General features: G+C 52.2%; 11 protein-coding genes. 6 read left to right on the forward strand and 5 right to left on the reverse strand.

What is annotated here, in order from left to right; genetic code table 11:
* Positions 1–73: 73 nt before the first annotated feature.
* Entirely contained in the window at positions 74–1,102 is a 1,029-nt protein-coding gene (locus LIW51_RS28505) for an LLM class flavin-dependent oxidoreductase (protein WP_227379394.1), read from the reverse strand.
* Between the two features lie 2 nt (positions 1,103–1,104).
* On the reverse strand, positions 1,105–2,319 hold the full coding sequence (locus tag LIW51_RS28510) for an enolase C-terminal domain-like protein (protein ID WP_227379395.1): 1,215 nt from the start codon (positions 2,317–2,319) through the stop codon (positions 1,105–1,107).
* A gap of 179 nt (positions 2,320–2,498) precedes the next feature.
* On the opposite strand from LIW51_RS28510, the gene LIW51_RS28515 reads away from it, so the two are divergent.
* The gene (locus LIW51_RS28515; RefSeq protein ID WP_227379396.1) at positions 2,499–3,530 is read left to right on the forward strand and encodes a zinc-dependent alcohol dehydrogenase; all 1,032 of its coding nucleotides are present in this window, start codon (positions 2,499–2,501) and stop codon (positions 3,528–3,530) included.
* An 86-nt stretch (positions 3,531–3,616) separates the two neighbouring features.
* Here the strand turns inward: LIW51_RS28515 and LIW51_RS28520 are convergent, their stop codons facing one another.
* Entirely contained in the window at positions 3,617–4,378 is a 762-nt protein-coding gene (locus LIW51_RS28520) for an IclR family transcriptional regulator (RefSeq protein WP_438267461.1), read from the reverse strand.
* Between the two features lie 657 nt (positions 4,379–5,035).
* Here LIW51_RS28520 and LIW51_RS28525 point away from each other — a divergent pair.
* Positions 5,036–5,521: a hypothetical protein gene (locus LIW51_RS28525; protein WP_227379398.1), complete on the forward strand. Its 486-nt coding sequence runs from the start codon at positions 5,036–5,038 to the stop codon at positions 5,519–5,521.
* Positions 5,522–5,525: 4 nt separating this feature from the next.
* Here LIW51_RS28525 and LIW51_RS28530 read toward each other — a convergent pair whose 3' ends face one another.
* Positions 5,526–6,176 (reverse strand): hypothetical protein, encoded by a 651-nt coding sequence (locus LIW51_RS28530; RefSeq protein ID WP_227379399.1) that lies wholly within the window; start codon positions 6,174–6,176, stop codon positions 5,526–5,528.
* Positions 6,177–6,521: 345 nt separating this feature from the next.
* Between LIW51_RS28530 and LIW51_RS28535 the strand changes: the two genes are divergently transcribed.
* From LIW51_RS28535 to LIW51_RS28545, 3 genes are all read left to right on the forward strand, one after another.
* Positions 6,522–8,030, forward strand: a complete 1,509-nt coding sequence (locus LIW51_RS28535; RefSeq protein WP_227379400.1) for an extracellular solute-binding protein — start codon at positions 6,522–6,524, stop codon at positions 8,028–8,030.
* Positions 8,031–8,379: 349 nt separating this feature from the next.
* Positions 8,380–9,354 (forward strand): carbohydrate ABC transporter permease, encoded by a 975-nt coding sequence (locus LIW51_RS28540; RefSeq protein ID WP_227379401.1) that lies wholly within the window; start codon positions 8,380–8,382, stop codon positions 9,352–9,354.
* Between the two features lie 36 nt (positions 9,355–9,390).
* The gene (locus LIW51_RS28545) at positions 9,391–10,272 is read left to right on the forward strand and encodes a carbohydrate ABC transporter permease (RefSeq protein WP_227379402.1); all 882 of its coding nucleotides are present in this window, start codon (positions 9,391–9,393) and stop codon (positions 10,270–10,272) included.
* 746 nt (positions 10,273–11,018) lie between these two features.
* Here LIW51_RS28545 and LIW51_RS28550 read toward each other — a convergent pair.
* Positions 11,019–12,182 carry an ABC transporter ATP-binding protein gene (locus LIW51_RS28550; RefSeq protein WP_227379403.1) on the reverse strand — a complete coding sequence of 388 codons (1,164 nt, stop codon included), beginning with the start codon at positions 12,180–12,182 and terminating at the stop codon, positions 11,019–11,021.
* Between the two features lie 141 nt (positions 12,183–12,323).
* On the opposite strand from LIW51_RS28550, the gene LIW51_RS28555 reads away from it, so the two are divergent.
* Positions 12,324–15,584 (forward strand): family 78 glycoside hydrolase catalytic domain, encoded by a 3,261-nt coding sequence (locus LIW51_RS28555; RefSeq protein WP_227379404.1) that lies wholly within the window; start codon positions 12,324–12,326, stop codon positions 15,582–15,584.
* Positions 15,585–15,607: the final 23 nt, after the last annotated feature.

The raw sequence follows: 15,607 nt of genomic DNA on the forward strand, positions 1-15,607 counted from the left end.
TCTATCTCTACTTTTCCTCCTATTAAAATATGCGTATTGGGAAATGGGACTCTAAGTTATCGACTAACGTTGATCAGCGAAACTGAGGCATTACCTCGTCAGCGAATAGCTCCATACCCTCTAGATCAGGGAAATCGATAAACCAGCATTGGAATTTTGTCACGCCTGCCTCGATACGCTGCTCGATACACTCAACACATTCCTCGGGCGTACCAAGTACGAAGTACTCCCGTGCGTGCTCCTTTGTCTCGATATTCGGCTGATCCTGATATTCTTCCTCAAATTGAATGGGGAGCATCCGATCAAGTATACGGTCCAGCTTCTCATCATCTCGCGAACAGATAACGTGCCCATCCCAAGAGTATGTGAGCTCATCTGGGTTCCGACCGACTGTCTCACAGTGATCTTCAATGACGCTAATTTTGTGCCGGAGCGTCTCAACACTGCCATTGAAGACGTCAGTGTTCCAGATGTCGGCATGTTTCGCAACTAGTTTCAACGTTACCTCTTCGCCTTGGCCTCCGACGAGAATCGGTGGATGGGGATCCTGGATTGGTCCTGGAACACACGGAGCATCTTCGACAGTGTAGCGATCACCATGAAAGCTCACCCCTGTCCCATCGTCATCCCAGAGGCGCTTTATCAGTCGGATGCTCTCGTCGAGCCGCATCAATCGTTCAAATCCATCACGGTATTCCCAGCCATATGCTTCGTACTCTGGTTTGTGCCAACCAGCACCTAGTCCAAGTTCAAGACGACCATCCGAAACAACATCGAGGGTAGCTGCCATTTTCGCGACGAGCGCTGGATTTCGGTAGTCGTTACAGAGAACGAGAGATCCAATGCGGATTTCTTCTGTCATACCAGCAATGGTACTCAAGAGAGTCCAACACTCATACTCCGCGTGATCACGTCCAAGCATGAGATGATCAGGTGCCCAGACAGCATCGAAGCCGAGTTCCTCAGCCCTTAAAATCCCCTTCTTTGTCGTTTCCCAGCTGAGTTCCTCGTACATCGGTGTATCGCGGTGGACAGGCTCGTTTCCTTCTTGGGGAGCACCCGCGAAGACCGGGACGTTATATTCGAAGGATACACCAGACATGGTCAATCAATACTGTAATGTTCCAACGCTTCTCTATTCAACTCCGCACTGATACCCGGCCCTTTCGGAAGGGAAATTGTTCCATTCTCTGCATTCGGCGGATCTGCATAAATCGCATCAGCATACGTTGATTCGCGATCTTCAGCCGCCTGTTGCCGTTCTTTATACCAATTAGGTATCGGGAAATACTCCGCCATTGGGGAGTTTGTTGATGCCGCGATAAAATGCAGATGTGGATTCGTTCCTGAGTGCGGGATAACCGGTACATCGTGAGCACTGGCGATGTTATCGATTTTTAATAATTCTGTCATTCCGCCACACCGGTGGACATCTGGTTGGAGGATGTCGACTGCTTCACGTTCGAGGAGTTCCTTGTGACCCCAGCGAGTAAATTCGTGCTCACCTCCGGAGATCGGCATCGGTGCGGCTTCACGGACTTCAGCATAGCCATCGATGTCGTCGGGGATGACAGGCTCCTCGACCCATTCTAGGTCGTAGCGTTCGAGACGTTGGAGCATCTTCTTCGCATATCGTACGTTCCAACCCATGTATGCGTCTCCAGCGATTGCAATATCGTTGCCCACAGCATTACGAACTGTCTCAATGATGGCCTCATTCGCTTCCATTCCTTTACGGCCAGCCTCAGGTCCATAGCGGAAGCGGAGCTTCATAGTTTCGAAACCCTCCTCAGCATACTGGTGGGCTTCTTCTGCTAGCTTCTCGTGGTCAACCGGGTGAAGGTTACTCGCATACGCTGGAATCTCGTCCATGGTTGGACCGCCGAGGAGTTCGTAGACCGGCTTATTGGCCTCTTTTCCGGCAATGTCCCACAGTGCGAGATCAGCGGCGCTAATAGCCTCAATGGCTGCGCCCTTGCGGCCAAATGGGATGGTTGCCCGGTACATCATATCCCAAAGTCGTTCTCGTTCAAGGGGATTTTCACCAACGATCAGTTTTGAAAGCGTCTCCTCAATGATGGTACTAATGGCACCTGTTGCCCAGTTTCCATGCCCGACGCCAATGATCCCAGCATTCGTTTCGACTTCGACAACCACGTCGCCAACTGGTCCCATCCACTTCCGGCGAGCTTGTGGATTATCACCGTCGGCGTTATTGTACTCGTCAAATTTGCTCATCACGGTGACAAGCGGAAACTCAACGAATTCGCCCCACGAATCTGTACTAACGTTAGTTGTTCGGATATTTGTGATTTCCATGGTTATGCCTCCGTCTGCGCGACCGCTTTCTGTACCATACCATCTCTAGAGTTGTACAACTTTATCTTAAATGTATTTGGTATCTCGATGTCAATTGTCTTCACCCAGAGCTATAAGTATTAAGCGGAATTAGTAATTGGCAACCCTGTCGGCAACGGTTAGCCGGCAATGGAGCTAGAATGCAAGCAATTGTTCAAACAGGAGCAGAGACTGTAGAAGTACAAGAACGTGAAAAACCAAGTCCAAATCCAGATGAGGCGCTTGTTAGGGTTCACACTGCTGGTATTTGTGGAAGTGATGCTCACGCCTATAAATACGATGGAGGATACGAGTGGATCCCTATACCACGGATTATGGGTCATGAGTACTCTGGCACTATCGAAGCAGTTGGAGAAAACGTTACTTCATTCTCACCGGGAGAGAAGATCGTAGAGGAGCCAATCCACCACTGTGGGAAGTGCTTTCAATGTAAGAATGGGCAGTCAAATGTCTGTCAAGACTTCTCAATCACTGGAATGCATCGCGACGGTGCATATACGGACTACGTGACCGTAAGTCCCGAACACCTCCACCGTGTCCCAGAAAATGTTCCGCTCGCAGAGGCGGCACTCACTGAGCCAACGAGTATCGCGACGCGAGCAGTCCTTACACAGTCAAAGCTTCAACCAGGAGAATCAGCGCTCGTCCAGGGACCAGGACCTATTGGCATCTTAACTGCAGCCGTTGCTGATTCACTTGGTGCGAACGTCATCGTCTCCGGTCTCGAGAAAGATACCAAATACCGCCTTCCCCTCGTAGAGAAACTTGGAATTGACACGATCAACATTCATGAAACTAACTTAGATTCGTTCGTGGAGGAACTGACGGTTGGTGACGGGTTCGATGTGATCTTCGATGCAACAGGCCATCATTCTGGTATCGAAATGGGTGTTGAGTACGTTCGAAAAGGTGGACAAATTGTAATGGTCGGAATACCAAATGAAGCGAGTGACTTTGCATTCACCGACTCGGTTCGTGGTGAAGTCGACATCAATACTTCCTATGGATCGACATGGCGCAATTTCGAGCAAGCACTCCGTCTTATTGAGAAAGGGGCGATAGATGCATCGACCATCATGGATACTTCCTATTCGGTGTCTGATCCTTCAAGCGCTTTTGAGGCCTTCCTTGAATCGAAAACGTGCAAACCTGTATTTTCCTTCTCTAATTGATTAGGCTGTTAATGACTGTATCAGTAGTTGATTTTCCTGTATATGGTTTGGGCAAATTTGTGACAACACCAAAACCAAGCAAAAGATCACTCTGAATACTTAAGATTCACTTCAATGACATTTGCTGCGCTTTTCACTCGTTGTGGCAAATCGTTTTTCATCCGTTCGTTGTTCATTCGGTTCATCGGTCCCGAAACACTGACTGCGGCAATAACGTTCTCCTCCTCTCCAATGATCGGTACAGCCACGCACCGCATCCGTTCTACTCGTTCACCATTATCGATGGCGTATCCCTGTTCCCGTATCGTTTCGAATTCCTCGAACAGAGTTTCACGGTCAGTGATCGTATTTTCATTCACCTTGGTGAGGCCATGTTTATTGATTATCTCTTCTACCTCCGTTCTAGGTCGGTGTGCCATAATCGCTTTTCCCATGGCAGTAGTATGAAGAGGAACTCTCATTCCAGGGTGGGTATCGATCGTGACTGCATCTTCACCTTCCGCCTTATACAAAAAGACTGCACGCCCGTGCTCTTCGATTCCCAAATTGGAGTGTTCACCTGTCTCAGCTGCTAAATTCTCAACAATTGGACGCGCGACTCGATACACCCTCATGTTCTTACGTGCGTATCCACCGTATTCCAAGAATCGAGCGCCGATGCGGTATCCACTTTGTGTACTGACGATGAGCTCCAGCTTAGTGAGCGTCGTCAGATGGTCGTGGGCTGTGCTTTTTGGAATAGCTACGTGTTTGGCGATCTCAGAAAGGGTTGGATTGTCAAGCGTCTTGATAGCGTCGATTACCTGGATCATTGTTCCAGCTGACTTCACGCGCAAATTTTGTCGCACCATGTCAATTGAACACATTCAGGCTATCAGTATTAATTGTTCGGTATTACCCAACTCCCTTCAAATGGGATTACTCTCGACATTTTCCATCTTTAGCCTGTTGTATCCGGTTTTGAGTTCGAATAAGGGGACGGTAATACCGAATAGATGTTCAGTGGATGAATTTGATCTATACCTCATTCATGAAGTATAAATTTTATTACAATATCATATTAAGTCAATAAGAATCAATATGCCGTCTGTTATTTTCCTTTCGACAGGGGATTCAAAGTGCTAGTTCGCCGCTATCGTGGCGAAGTTCCAGTACTGATCCATTGATTTCCTATATATCAGGAAAAGAGATGAACGATAATGCTGAAACTTTGGATCCAGAACAACGCGCAACTGGACGGAAAATAGGTATGGAACGTCGCTATCGGAGGAATATTCAGGAAGGACAATTCTAAGGGATGTATGGAATACGCCAGCCCGGTGGGTCGGAGTCTTCGACTGATGATTCGCAATCCATTCGGGGTTTTGTTAGTGAGTGTTTTCACGTCGGTGTCGATCCTACCGTTTGTGACTGGTTTCCTGCTGGCCGGTCCTGCCGGTGGTCTTGTTGGCCTCTGGACGACGTCGTTCCTGTTAGGATTCCTCTCGGTAGGTGGAGCTCGGTTAATGACAATCACGCTCGAACGCGAGGTTTCCCTAGGAACTGATCATTTTTGGGAGGGTATCCGTCAGGGTCGTCGGATGGGGCTCGCGATCGGATTCGGAACCTTTCTCGTCGCGCTCGTTGTGCTTATGACTGTTGTAAATTCGATTAATGGCATTTTAGGCCTAAGTCTCATGCTTGTTGGGTTCTATCTCCTCCTCGTCTGGTTCACGCTCGTGACGTTCGCACTTACGTTCTGGGCCCCGTCTCGAGATCATGACAACATCCGTGCACCGTTCCTCAAGGGAGGCACACTGATTCTCGTAGAGCCGACGAGTGCCGGCTGGCTGCTCGTTCAGGCAATTGGATGGACGCTATTGTCGATTCCTCTAATTATTGCACCGATGCTCGTGCTACCTGGTTTCATTCTAATGATCAGCATATCCATCGTTCGCACAGCCGCACTGGAGAGTCCATCGCACTCAATCGAGGGATTGTCCGAAAACTGAGCTGCTACTGATTAACTCTGCCGTTCACTGCGGCCGTCATCTGGGCTGCCAGTAGGGCGAGCAGTCCTGGGAGAAAAAGCCCTATTGTAATGACTGTCACGCCTGTGATGAAGGTACATGTGACTGTAAGAACGAGAAATACGATAGCGCTTTCCGGCGATTCACCGAGTCGAACACTGCTAGACCGCAGTGCAGATATCAATCCCTGACCGGTACCTAGCTCTGGTGTCGCGAACGCCACGACGAGGTACCATAGCACGAGTAGAAAGGTAGCAATGCCGACGACGATTGACCGATACACCTCTGGCGCAAGAAGCAGACCTAAGATAGTCACAACGAGTACACTGAACGTAATCGTACCTACTTTTAGCCCAAGCATTGGATCCTTCAATACAGGAGCGATCGTTGGCCAAAGATCGATACTCACACCACGTTCAGTGATGGTTGTAGTGTACCGAAACGCTGCGACGACACTAATGCCGAGTAGGAGACAAGTTGCCCAGAGGCCCCCAAGCACTGTCAGTGATGTTCCGACAAGCCCCGTGACTACGAGTGGAACCAGGGTAAGCGTGATTCCAAGACTGACGATGATCAGCTCGGATAGATTCTGATAGCCGACACTTATCGTCGCTTTGATTGGCTGTTTATAATCCATGATTCGAGAACCGGTGTGACCTCACTCATTTTCCGTCAGTGTTCCGGTTCGTTGTTCCGTTAGGGACTGTTTCATCAGTCTCCGGTTCTGCAACCAGTGACTTTAAATCGACGGTCTTGTCTGAAGCAGACATATCCAAAAGAGCGCTCTCCAATACGAATCGCGTTAATTATTTAATTCCGTCCCTATCGTCTATCATAGATTCTGGGGAACTTTTATTAACTTCTATTTCATTTGTCCGTACGTATGCCAAGAAATGACAGGGGTACTCCTGCGAATAGTCATAGCAGTAGCACAGGCAGTGTTTCACGCCGGAACTGGCTTCGGATCGCCAGTACAGGTGGTGTGGCCGCGCTGGCTGGCTGTATGGGCGGTGGCAATGGTAGCGGTGGTAACGGTGGCTCTGGGAAGGGCACAACTATTGAGTACTGGCGATGGCCTCACTCAACCGAACCATCGAACAAGGGCGAGGATCAAATCGTAAAAGCGTTCAACAAGGGGCCGGGTGCAGAGAAGAACATTCGCGTCAAACAGGTAAAGAATCCCTTCGGCGACCACAATCAAGCGCTTCGAACGGCTATTGGCGGCAATGACGCTCCGGCAATCGCATGGTCGTTTCCGGATCAACTATATGACTATTCGGGCAAGTCTCGTTCACAGATCGAGAAGAACGCTCCGTTTGCTTTCATCGAGGACTACATCAGTGACGACTTCCGAAATCAGTTCTATGAACCGGTTTGGCACTGGCAGGAACAACGGTTTAAAGGGCTCATCGGTGTACCCTTCATTGCGGGCTTTGACCCTGGCCTGATGTACGTCAACGTTGATGCCTGGAAAGCAGCCGGACTGGGCGATCTGCCTAAGGAAAGTTGGAGTTATGAGGAGTACCTAGCTGCCGCCAAGAAAATCAACGGAGTCAAGATCAACGGCTCGACGGTTAACGGCGTCGGCGTTGGCCTTTCGGACGCTGCCTCGGCCGCACAGTGGGACACATTTCTTACTCAGTTTTCGCGAACGTCGGGAAGTCTGATTGGTGAGGGATACCAAAACAAGGATGACGAGTACGTGATGACACTCGCGTCCGATCCTGAAGTAAACGGCTGGAACGCATACATCGGAACGCCGATGAAGAATGGCTGGACCAACAATCCCGGCGCCTACACACGCGATGGAATTCAGGATCCGTTCTCTGCCGGGCAGATTGGTCTCCTCCCGCACGCTACATTCTCGCGGGTCGAGTTCTCGCAAGAGGATGTTAACTTCGACATTATCCCGTTCCCGACGAAAAATGGCGAGAAGAACTACGGCGTCTACGCAGCAAGCGGTATGAACGTCACGTTCAACGCATTCCGTAAAGAGGTCGGCGGGAATCCAAAAGCAGCTATGGAGTTCATTAAGTTCCGAAATAACGCCCAGAACCAGTACAAGTGGTTTAACACATCGTCACAGTCAGTTCCGAATAAAGAGGCCTACAAGCTAATGCAGAAAAAGGGTGTCTCCGATTTTGTCAAGCAGAGTCGTGGACTTGAAGTGATGGATCGGGTTGACGAAGCATTCAAGCAGTACATCAACCAGCAGAAGGCCATCAAGAGCCGATACCCAGACATCAAGCTAACGGAGGCTGGCACTCCCATTACAACCGTTCCGACATCCATCGGGAGTGGGCGCGTCCACGACGCGGTGGGCGGGGCACTCCAGCGACTACACCAGAACAACAACGCAAATCCCAAGGAAGCTATCACTAAGGCTGAAGAGGAATGGGCGTCTCTCATCGCCAACGCCCCTGATCTCAAACTCGCCAAGTCAAGTTCCGGCTACAATAAACCCAAACCGCAGGCAGGAACGCTCAAGTAAGCAACTATACGAATATCACCTGATGTGATAATCTAATTCGAAAATCGTCGGGTACTGTCTCAGTCTCTTGATTAATTATAGAAACATTTATTGCCTTATATTCCAAGTTACGGAGTGTATGGCAGATAGTGACAATGGCGCTTCTCAGACATACCGGAGCCGACCATACCTGCAGGAAAACATTGGTACCTCCGGAAGAGGTCGGAAGGCTCAGACCATGCTGACAGGGCGCGCATCAGTGGATCCAATGAGCCAGCCGGTACCACAGCCTGTACCCTTAATGTGATAATGATGACTCCGTGGAAACCGATATTCAGACAAGTGGCACGAACGATGGAGTGGTACGGCGATGGCTTCTGAATCGACCGAGGGATCGATAGAAGTAGACTCGCAGAGCGGAACCCAGACGACATCTTGGTACAGTGTCGATAACCTTTCGCTGAAACAGCAGGAATTCATCGAGGGGTGGGCGTTCGTCCTGGGGAAGCTCGCACTCATCCTGTTTGTGATCGGGTTTCCGATGGTCTTCGCCTTTTACCTAAGCTTCACCAATTCGAATTTGGTGAACCTCCCCGGCGAGTTCATCGGTCTCCAGAACTATCGATGGATCCTCAACCAGCCAGTCTGGTGGACATCGCTGAAGAACGTCTTCCTGCTCGCTGCAGTGGTTATTCCAACGAATATTATCTTCTCGTTCACGACGGCATTGTTGCTTCGAGAGAAACTGCGCGGGAGTACCCTCTACCGAATCGCGTTCCTGATCCCCGTCGCTGGACCGCCGATCATCTGGGCGATCGTTTGGAAACTGGTTCTATTCCCCAACCAAGGCGGAATCGTCAACGCCGTCCTGCTCTCACTGGGCGTCATCCAGTCGTATATTCCATTCCTCTCTGACACTGCCACTGCGCTCCCATCTGTGATTATCTCACAAATGTGGGGCTTTGGTCTCTCGATGCTGATCTACATGGCGGCACTGGCTGGTCTCCCAGCATCTGTGATGGAGTCTGCCGCCATGGACGGGGCGAACAAGTACCAGAAAGTACGATACATCATCTGGCCCTTGATGAAACCGACGACGTTCTTTCTCGTCATCATCCAACTTGTGCTGGTGATGCGTATGGGATTCGGCGCAGTCTTCGTCATGACGCAGGGAGGACCGGTCAACTCCACGATGGTTCCCTCATACCTGATCTACGAACTGGCCTTCCAGTATAACAGCTTCGGTCAATCGGCAGCGGCCGCTATCCTGATATTCCTCGTCACGTCACTGATCGCACTCTTGACCTACAAACCGCTACAGAGCAACGCAGAGTACTACCAATGATGGGACGGATCCTCGACACAGCGAGATGATGGAACGATGAGCTCGGAACACGAAACGATCTTTGACGATCCAACGACGACAAAAGGGCGAATCGAACGACTGGGCGCACACGTCTACTTGCTTTTAATAGCAACGCTAACGGCAGGGCCGTACCTGATCATGATCTCGGTATCAATGATGGGTAACGGCTGGAAGCCCGTCGTACCGCCAAAACTCATCCCCGAGGTCTGGAGTTTCGTGAACTACGTCAATGTCTGGCTCGGACAGACTCCACTCCTCGACCGGGGATTCTTTGGATTCTTTGTCAACTCCTTCATCTACGCAGCGGGGGCAACGCTAGTCGTTCTCGTCGTTGATTCGCTTGCTGGCTATGCGTTCGCTCGACTGAAATTCACGGGCAGAGACGTGACATTCGCGGCCGTACTTGCGACGATCATGATCTCACCAATGATCCTATTCATCCCAGTCTATCTGATGTTCAATCAATTCGGGCTGGTGAATACCCGCCTCGGGATCATCCTCCCGCACACGATCAGCGGGTTCGGCGTGTTTCTGATGCGCCAATTCATCAAGACTCTGCCCTCGTCACTCGAAGACGCGGCGCTAATGGACGGTTGTTCACGTTTCGGTATCTACTGGCGTATCGTCGTCCCGCTGATGAAACCTGCACTCGTGACGCTGGGCATCATCACGTTCATTACGACCTGGAACTCCTTCCTCTGGCCGCTGGTTCTTGCTCGCGACGCAGCGCTTTACAATCTTCCAGTCGCCCTGGGGTATTTCCAGGGCCAGGTGAGTACGCTCTGGGCCCCGTTGATGGCCGCCGCGGCAATGACGCTGATCCCAATGGTCATCCTGTTCGTCTCAATGCAGCAATACTACGTCCGTGGGTTCACCCTCGGCGGTATTAAGGGATAATCAGAATCTTCCTTTCCTAACTTGCCCGGATATGATATAAACCCACAATCAGGACAACTATCACAGTCGGAGATTACTTAACGCCGTAATATTATGACACCGTGGCAACTTATTAATAATTCATCTGATAGTTTTGTCGACCCGGCACCTAAATATTGCCTGATCTGTTTTGGGCGTGGGACGACGATGACTTGAACCAGGACGAATGACGATCATTAGGAGGACGACTTGGCGAACGAAATTTGTGGCTTCTGTTCCATTTTGAAACTTCCGAATGGGCCGAACGGCAACACTCCACAGTACTTAACGAAAGACTGGTGGAGATCATGATTCACCTCGCCGACGAATGCGCCCGTCTTGGCAGGGGACTGTAGGTTCATGACGAGACGTATCACCATAATCTACAGACGTTGTGAGAGTTTAGGCAGGGCTACCTGGGAACGGAAGTTTTGGCCAACTCTTCGTTTCGCGGCGAAGTGTTACATAGAGAGTACGCAGACGTGTCCGAAGCGGAAGCGGTAATACTCGTTGCCCTCACAAGTTCGAACCGCTGCCCGCTGCGGCGTATCCGCGAACGGACGGGAGATCGATAGACATGGGAAACCGCGTCGAACTGTGCTGAATAACGGAATTTTGCGGACGATCGTATCAAATTTTGCTATCGCTGGCAGCATCGCGACACTAAAATCGAAACCAACACGATAGGAGGCTCAAACATCTCCGATAGAATTGTAGAAACGATAGCCTTACGCTTTGGACGCGTCCGATTGGGCGCTACTACCCATCACGTGATCGCTGGAAACCGGTACTCCTCTGTTGACCAGTGCCTCTCCCGTCTCCTTGTCAAAGATGTGAAGTTCCTTCTCCGGTATAGCTATCGGTATCTGGTCGTTCGGATCGATATCGGAGTTTCTATCGACGCTGATCGTCATTTCGGAGCCGTTGACTTCGGTGTAGAGGTACGTAACGTCACCCAATGGTTCGACGACGTTGACGTTGATAGTGAACGTATTATCGCTCGAAACCGCTTCCTCTTTGCTGAGGATTTCCTCGGGCCGAATACCCATCACGAACTCTGGTTCTCGACCAGCAAGTTGGTCCGAAACCGACCCGGAGAGGGGAATTTCGAAGTCGTCGGTCAGGAGTTTTCCGTCGCTCAGCGTCACGTCGAAGAAGTTCATGTTTGGTGACCCGATGAACCCGGCGACGAACTGGTTGGATGGCTCCTGATAACACTCCTCCGGCGTACCGATCTGCTGTAGCTCACCTCCGTCGAGAATAGCAATGCGATCACCCATCGTCATCGCTTCCGTTTGATCGTGGGTGACGTACATCGTCGTGACATCCAAATCTTGCTGAAGATCTTGGAGTTCCGTTCGCATCTGTGTTCGGAGCTTCGCGTCCAGGTTCGAGAGGGGTTCGTCCATGAGGAACACTTCTGGATCACGTACGATTGCCCGTCCTAATGCGACTCGTTGCTGTTGTCCACCCGAAAGTTCACCGGGTTTCTTCTCGAGGAGGCCATCGATTCCCATGAGTGTCGATGCATCACGAACGAGTTCGTCTATCTCCTCGCTCGACAACTCAGTCGTCATTCTGAGCCCGAACGCCATGTTTTCCCGAGCAGTCATGTGCGGATACAACGCGTAGTTCTGAAAGACCATGGCCATGTTACGGTCTTTCGGCTTTCGTTGTGTTACCGGATTTCCGTTAAGGACGATATCACCGCTGGTCGGTTGTTCTAGTCCAGCAACACACCGCAGTGTTGTCGACTTTCCGCAACCGGACGGACCAACGAGGATGAGGAACTCTCCGTCTTCGATGTGGATGTCGAGGTTATCGACCGCGATGATGTGGTTTTCGTCGGTTCCGAAATCCTTCGTGAGATTCTCTATCTTAAGCTCGCCCATGGATATATGAGTATGCATACCATAGACATTAAGTTTTTTCTATTGCACAACCGAGCCATATCGATACTGCGAACCGTATCTTACGACTCTATGAGAGGGGTCGTACGAAGGTTTAACTCGGCTGGATGAGTGGCGTGGTACATGGGTTCACCATCTGGAGGAGAGCAGACGCTCCTCCCTACGAAGCTATGCGTCGAATACGAGGATTCACCGGACAACGTCGATCCAACGAGGACACCACGGTTCTCGTGGCGCTTAGCGACGGAACGTCGGGGAGCACGCCAGATCGCGTATCGACTCGTCGTCAGTCACGAGCGCAACGCGGCCGCGAGTGGACACGGTGATCTCTGGGACTCCGGGCACATCGAATCGGGCGACGCAACGAGCGTCAGCTACGATGGTCCAGACTTAGGCTCCGATGAAACGTACTATTGGTCGGTGAAAGTCTGGACCGACGCCGGGGAGACCAAATGGGCGGATCCATCGTCGTTCTCGACGGCCCTCGAACCGGAAGACTGGCGCGGAGACTGGATCGCTCACCAGCCAGGCGAGGGCGACACGAACGGCTGGCGGAGTCGATGGCGTGACCCCGACGAGGGCGGCAAGGAGTGGGTACAAGTCGATTTGGGCGAGCCTCAATCAATCTCGGAGATCGGTCTCCACCCAACCAATCCGGTTACGATCATACACACGCCCGATGACACAGCAGTCACGATGTCGTGGGCAGAGAATCCGCTCGATGGCTTCGGTTTCCCAGACTCCTATCACATCGAGGTGGCCGACAATCCCGCGTTCGAGGATGCCACAGTCGTCACTGATGCCACATTTGAGCAAGAAGACAAGGTGTCCAACGGTACGCCAAAAAATGGTACGACATCGGTTCAGATGCACGACGATCTCGACGTCCACGGCCGGTACGTACGCGTCACCGCGACCGATCTTGATGAGATCGCCCCATCAAACGAGTCTGTTTCCCACGTTCGTAGCATCAACCGAAAGACAAAGCGGACCAGTTCATGGCAGTGCTTCGCGCTTGCTGGACTTACTGTCAGGAACGACGGAGAGAACCTCGCCCGCGACGCAACCGTCGAGGCGTCCTCATCCGTCGAAACCGACACTTGGGGACGTGAACACCTGGTTAACGGTAACACAGAGTCCGAGATGGCGTCGTCTTCGCCCCTGTTGCGTACAGAGTTCGAACTCGATGAATCAGTAACATCCGCAAGAATCCACGCCGCTACCGTCGGCTACGGCGAACTCTACGTCAACGGCGAACTGATCGGCGACCGGAAACTTGATCCAGCTTGGACAGATTACGAGACGCGGATCCTCTATTCAACTTACGACGTCACCGAACGATTGACGGAGGGCGAGAACGCGCTCGGCCTGTGGCTCGGTCGCGGCTGGTTCTCCAAACGGGGCGCATACTGGGTCTCCGGCGGCTCGCCGCGAGCTCGTGTCATGCTCACGATCGAGTTCGAGGATGGCACAACCCGCACGGTCACGACGAACGGAAACTGGCGAGCAAGCGAGAGCCCGTTACTGGAGAACGACATTTATGACGGCGAGCGTTACGACGCTCGCCGTGAGCAGGATGACTGGTGTGCGTCTTGCTTTGACGACGCCGACTGGGATCCCGCAACTGTCGTCTCCGCACCCGGCGGAACGCTTCGTCCCGAGCGTATTCAGCCGATGGGAGTTGTCGAGACGTTCGATTACGAAGAGATCCACGATCACCCGGAAGGACCGATACTCGACTTCGGACAGAACCTAACTGGATGGATAGAAATTGAGTTCGATGATCCAGACGAAAGCGACGAGATCACGCTCAGGCACGCCGAGGCGCTGACGGAGGAAGGCGATCTCTCAACGACTGACCTTCGAACCGCTGATGCGACCGACACCTATATCGCTCGCGGCGACGCCTTAGAAACGTACGAGCCGCGGTTCACCTACCATGGCTTCCGCTATGCGCAGATCTCTGGCTATCCGGGCAAACTGGATCCCGACAACGTGACCGCAAAAGCCGTGACAACGGCGATGGATCGGCGCGGCGACTTCGCCTGTTCAAACGAGGATCTCAATCAGCTCCAGCACAATGCGGTCTGGGGCCTCCGGAGCAACACTCACTCCATTCCCGAAGACTGTCCACAACGCGACGAGCGCTTTGGGTGGACTGGCGATGCGCACATCTCGACGCGATCGCTGCTGTTCAACTTCGATAGCGTCCGCTTTGACGAAAAGTGGGCACGAGACCACGATGATGTCGCCTCGGAGATGGGTTATGTCACTGACGTCATCCCGAACAAAGCCCATGAGGATCCTGCCGACCCGACGTGGTCGATCACGCGCGTAATGATCCCGTGGTATCTCTACCAGCACGACGGCGATGATCACATCCTCCGCGAACAGTACGAGGGAATGCGCGATTACGTTGACTACTGGAACGATATCGCTGAAGAAGGTATTGTCCCGGACAAATACGGCAAGTTTGGTGACTGGCTTGCTTTCGAGAATATTGATGGTCGGCGCGGTCTCCCGCACGACCTGTTCAACACTGCCTTTGTCTACCAAGTGACCGATACTTTCGCGAAGATCGCAGACACCCTCAGCAATGAGTCCGACGCGGAAAACTACCGTCAGCATGCGGACTACCTCGTTGACAGGTTCAATGAAATGTTTTTCGATCCCGAAGCGGGTGTTTACGGTCCCGGCACGCAGTCATCGTACTCCGTTCCGCTTTTCCTCGGAATGGTGCCCGAAGAACAAGTTGAATTGGTCGCCGAGAATCTCGCAGAGAAGGTCCGTTCAGACGGAGGGAAACTCCAGACAGGATTCCTCGGCACACGGCCGCTGATCCACACGCTCGCCGAGCACGGCTTCGACGAACTGGCCTACGAAGTCGTCAGTCAGCCTGAGCAGCCTGGGTGGGTCTACATGGCCCGGAACGGTGCAACAACGATGTGGGAGCGTTGGAACTCCGATGAGAGCGTTGGCTCCGGCATGAACTCCCTAAATCACTCGCCTTTCACGCACGTTTCCGAGTACTTCTACGAGGTACTTGCTGGAATCAAACTCGGCGACGAACCGGTGACCGACCACCTGACGATCGCACCCTCGATCGTCACCGCCCTTGACTGGGTGTCGGCAAGTATGGAGACGCGGGCAGGAAAGTTGACCGTCGATTGGAAGTGTGACGGCGACACCTACAATCTTGCGGTGACAGTGCCCTGGAATGGACAGGCGACGGTTCGCCTCCCGAACGCGGCCGAAGCAGCAGTGACGGAGTCGGATCTCTCACTGGCCGAGGGTGCGCCGGACGGTGTGCTCTCAGTCGAGGCTGATGGGGCTGATATCCTCGTCGAGGTTGGCGCGGGTGCCTACGAGTTCTCGATCGAATAATTCAATCCTTCCCACCCCTTTTT

The sequence above is a fragment of the Haladaptatus halobius genome (assembly GCF_020618475.1).
GTDB classification, from domain to species: Archaea; Halobacteriota; Halobacteria; order Halobacteriales; family Haladaptataceae; genus Haladaptatus; species Haladaptatus halobius.

What these genes read in the sequence shown, in the direction of transcription:
- LIW51_RS28505 (WP_227379394.1), bottom strand. Translation starts at nt 1,102, where the DNA reads ATGTCTGGTGTATCCTTCGAATATAACGTCCCGGTCTTCGCGGGTGCT.
- LIW51_RS28510 (WP_227379395.1), bottom strand. Translation starts at nt 2,319, where the DNA reads ATGGAAATCACAAATATCCGAACAACTAACGTTAGTACAGATTCGTGG.
- LIW51_RS28515 (WP_227379396.1), top strand. Translation starts at nt 2,499, where the DNA reads ATGCAAGCAATTGTTCAAACAGGAGCAGAGACTGTAGAAGTACAAGAA.
- LIW51_RS28525 (WP_227379398.1), top strand. Translation starts at nt 5,036, where the DNA reads ATGACAATCACGCTCGAACGCGAGGTTTCCCTAGGAACTGATCATTTT.
- LIW51_RS28530 (WP_227379399.1), bottom strand. Translation starts at nt 6,176, where the DNA reads ATGGATTATAAACAGCCAATCAAAGCGACGATAAGTGTCGGCTATCAG.
- LIW51_RS28540 (WP_227379401.1), top strand. Translation starts at nt 8,380, where the DNA reads ATGGCTTCTGAATCGACCGAGGGATCGATAGAAGTAGACTCGCAGAGC.
- LIW51_RS28545 (WP_227379402.1), top strand. Translation starts at nt 9,391, where the DNA reads ATGAGCTCGGAACACGAAACGATCTTTGACGATCCAACGACGACAAAA.
- LIW51_RS28550 (WP_227379403.1), bottom strand. Translation starts at nt 12,182, where the DNA reads ATGGGCGAGCTTAAGATAGAGAATCTCACGAAGGATTTCGGAACCGAC.
- LIW51_RS28555 (WP_227379404.1), top strand. Translation starts at nt 12,324, where the DNA reads ATGGGTTCACCATCTGGAGGAGAGCAGACGCTCCTCCCTACGAAGCTA.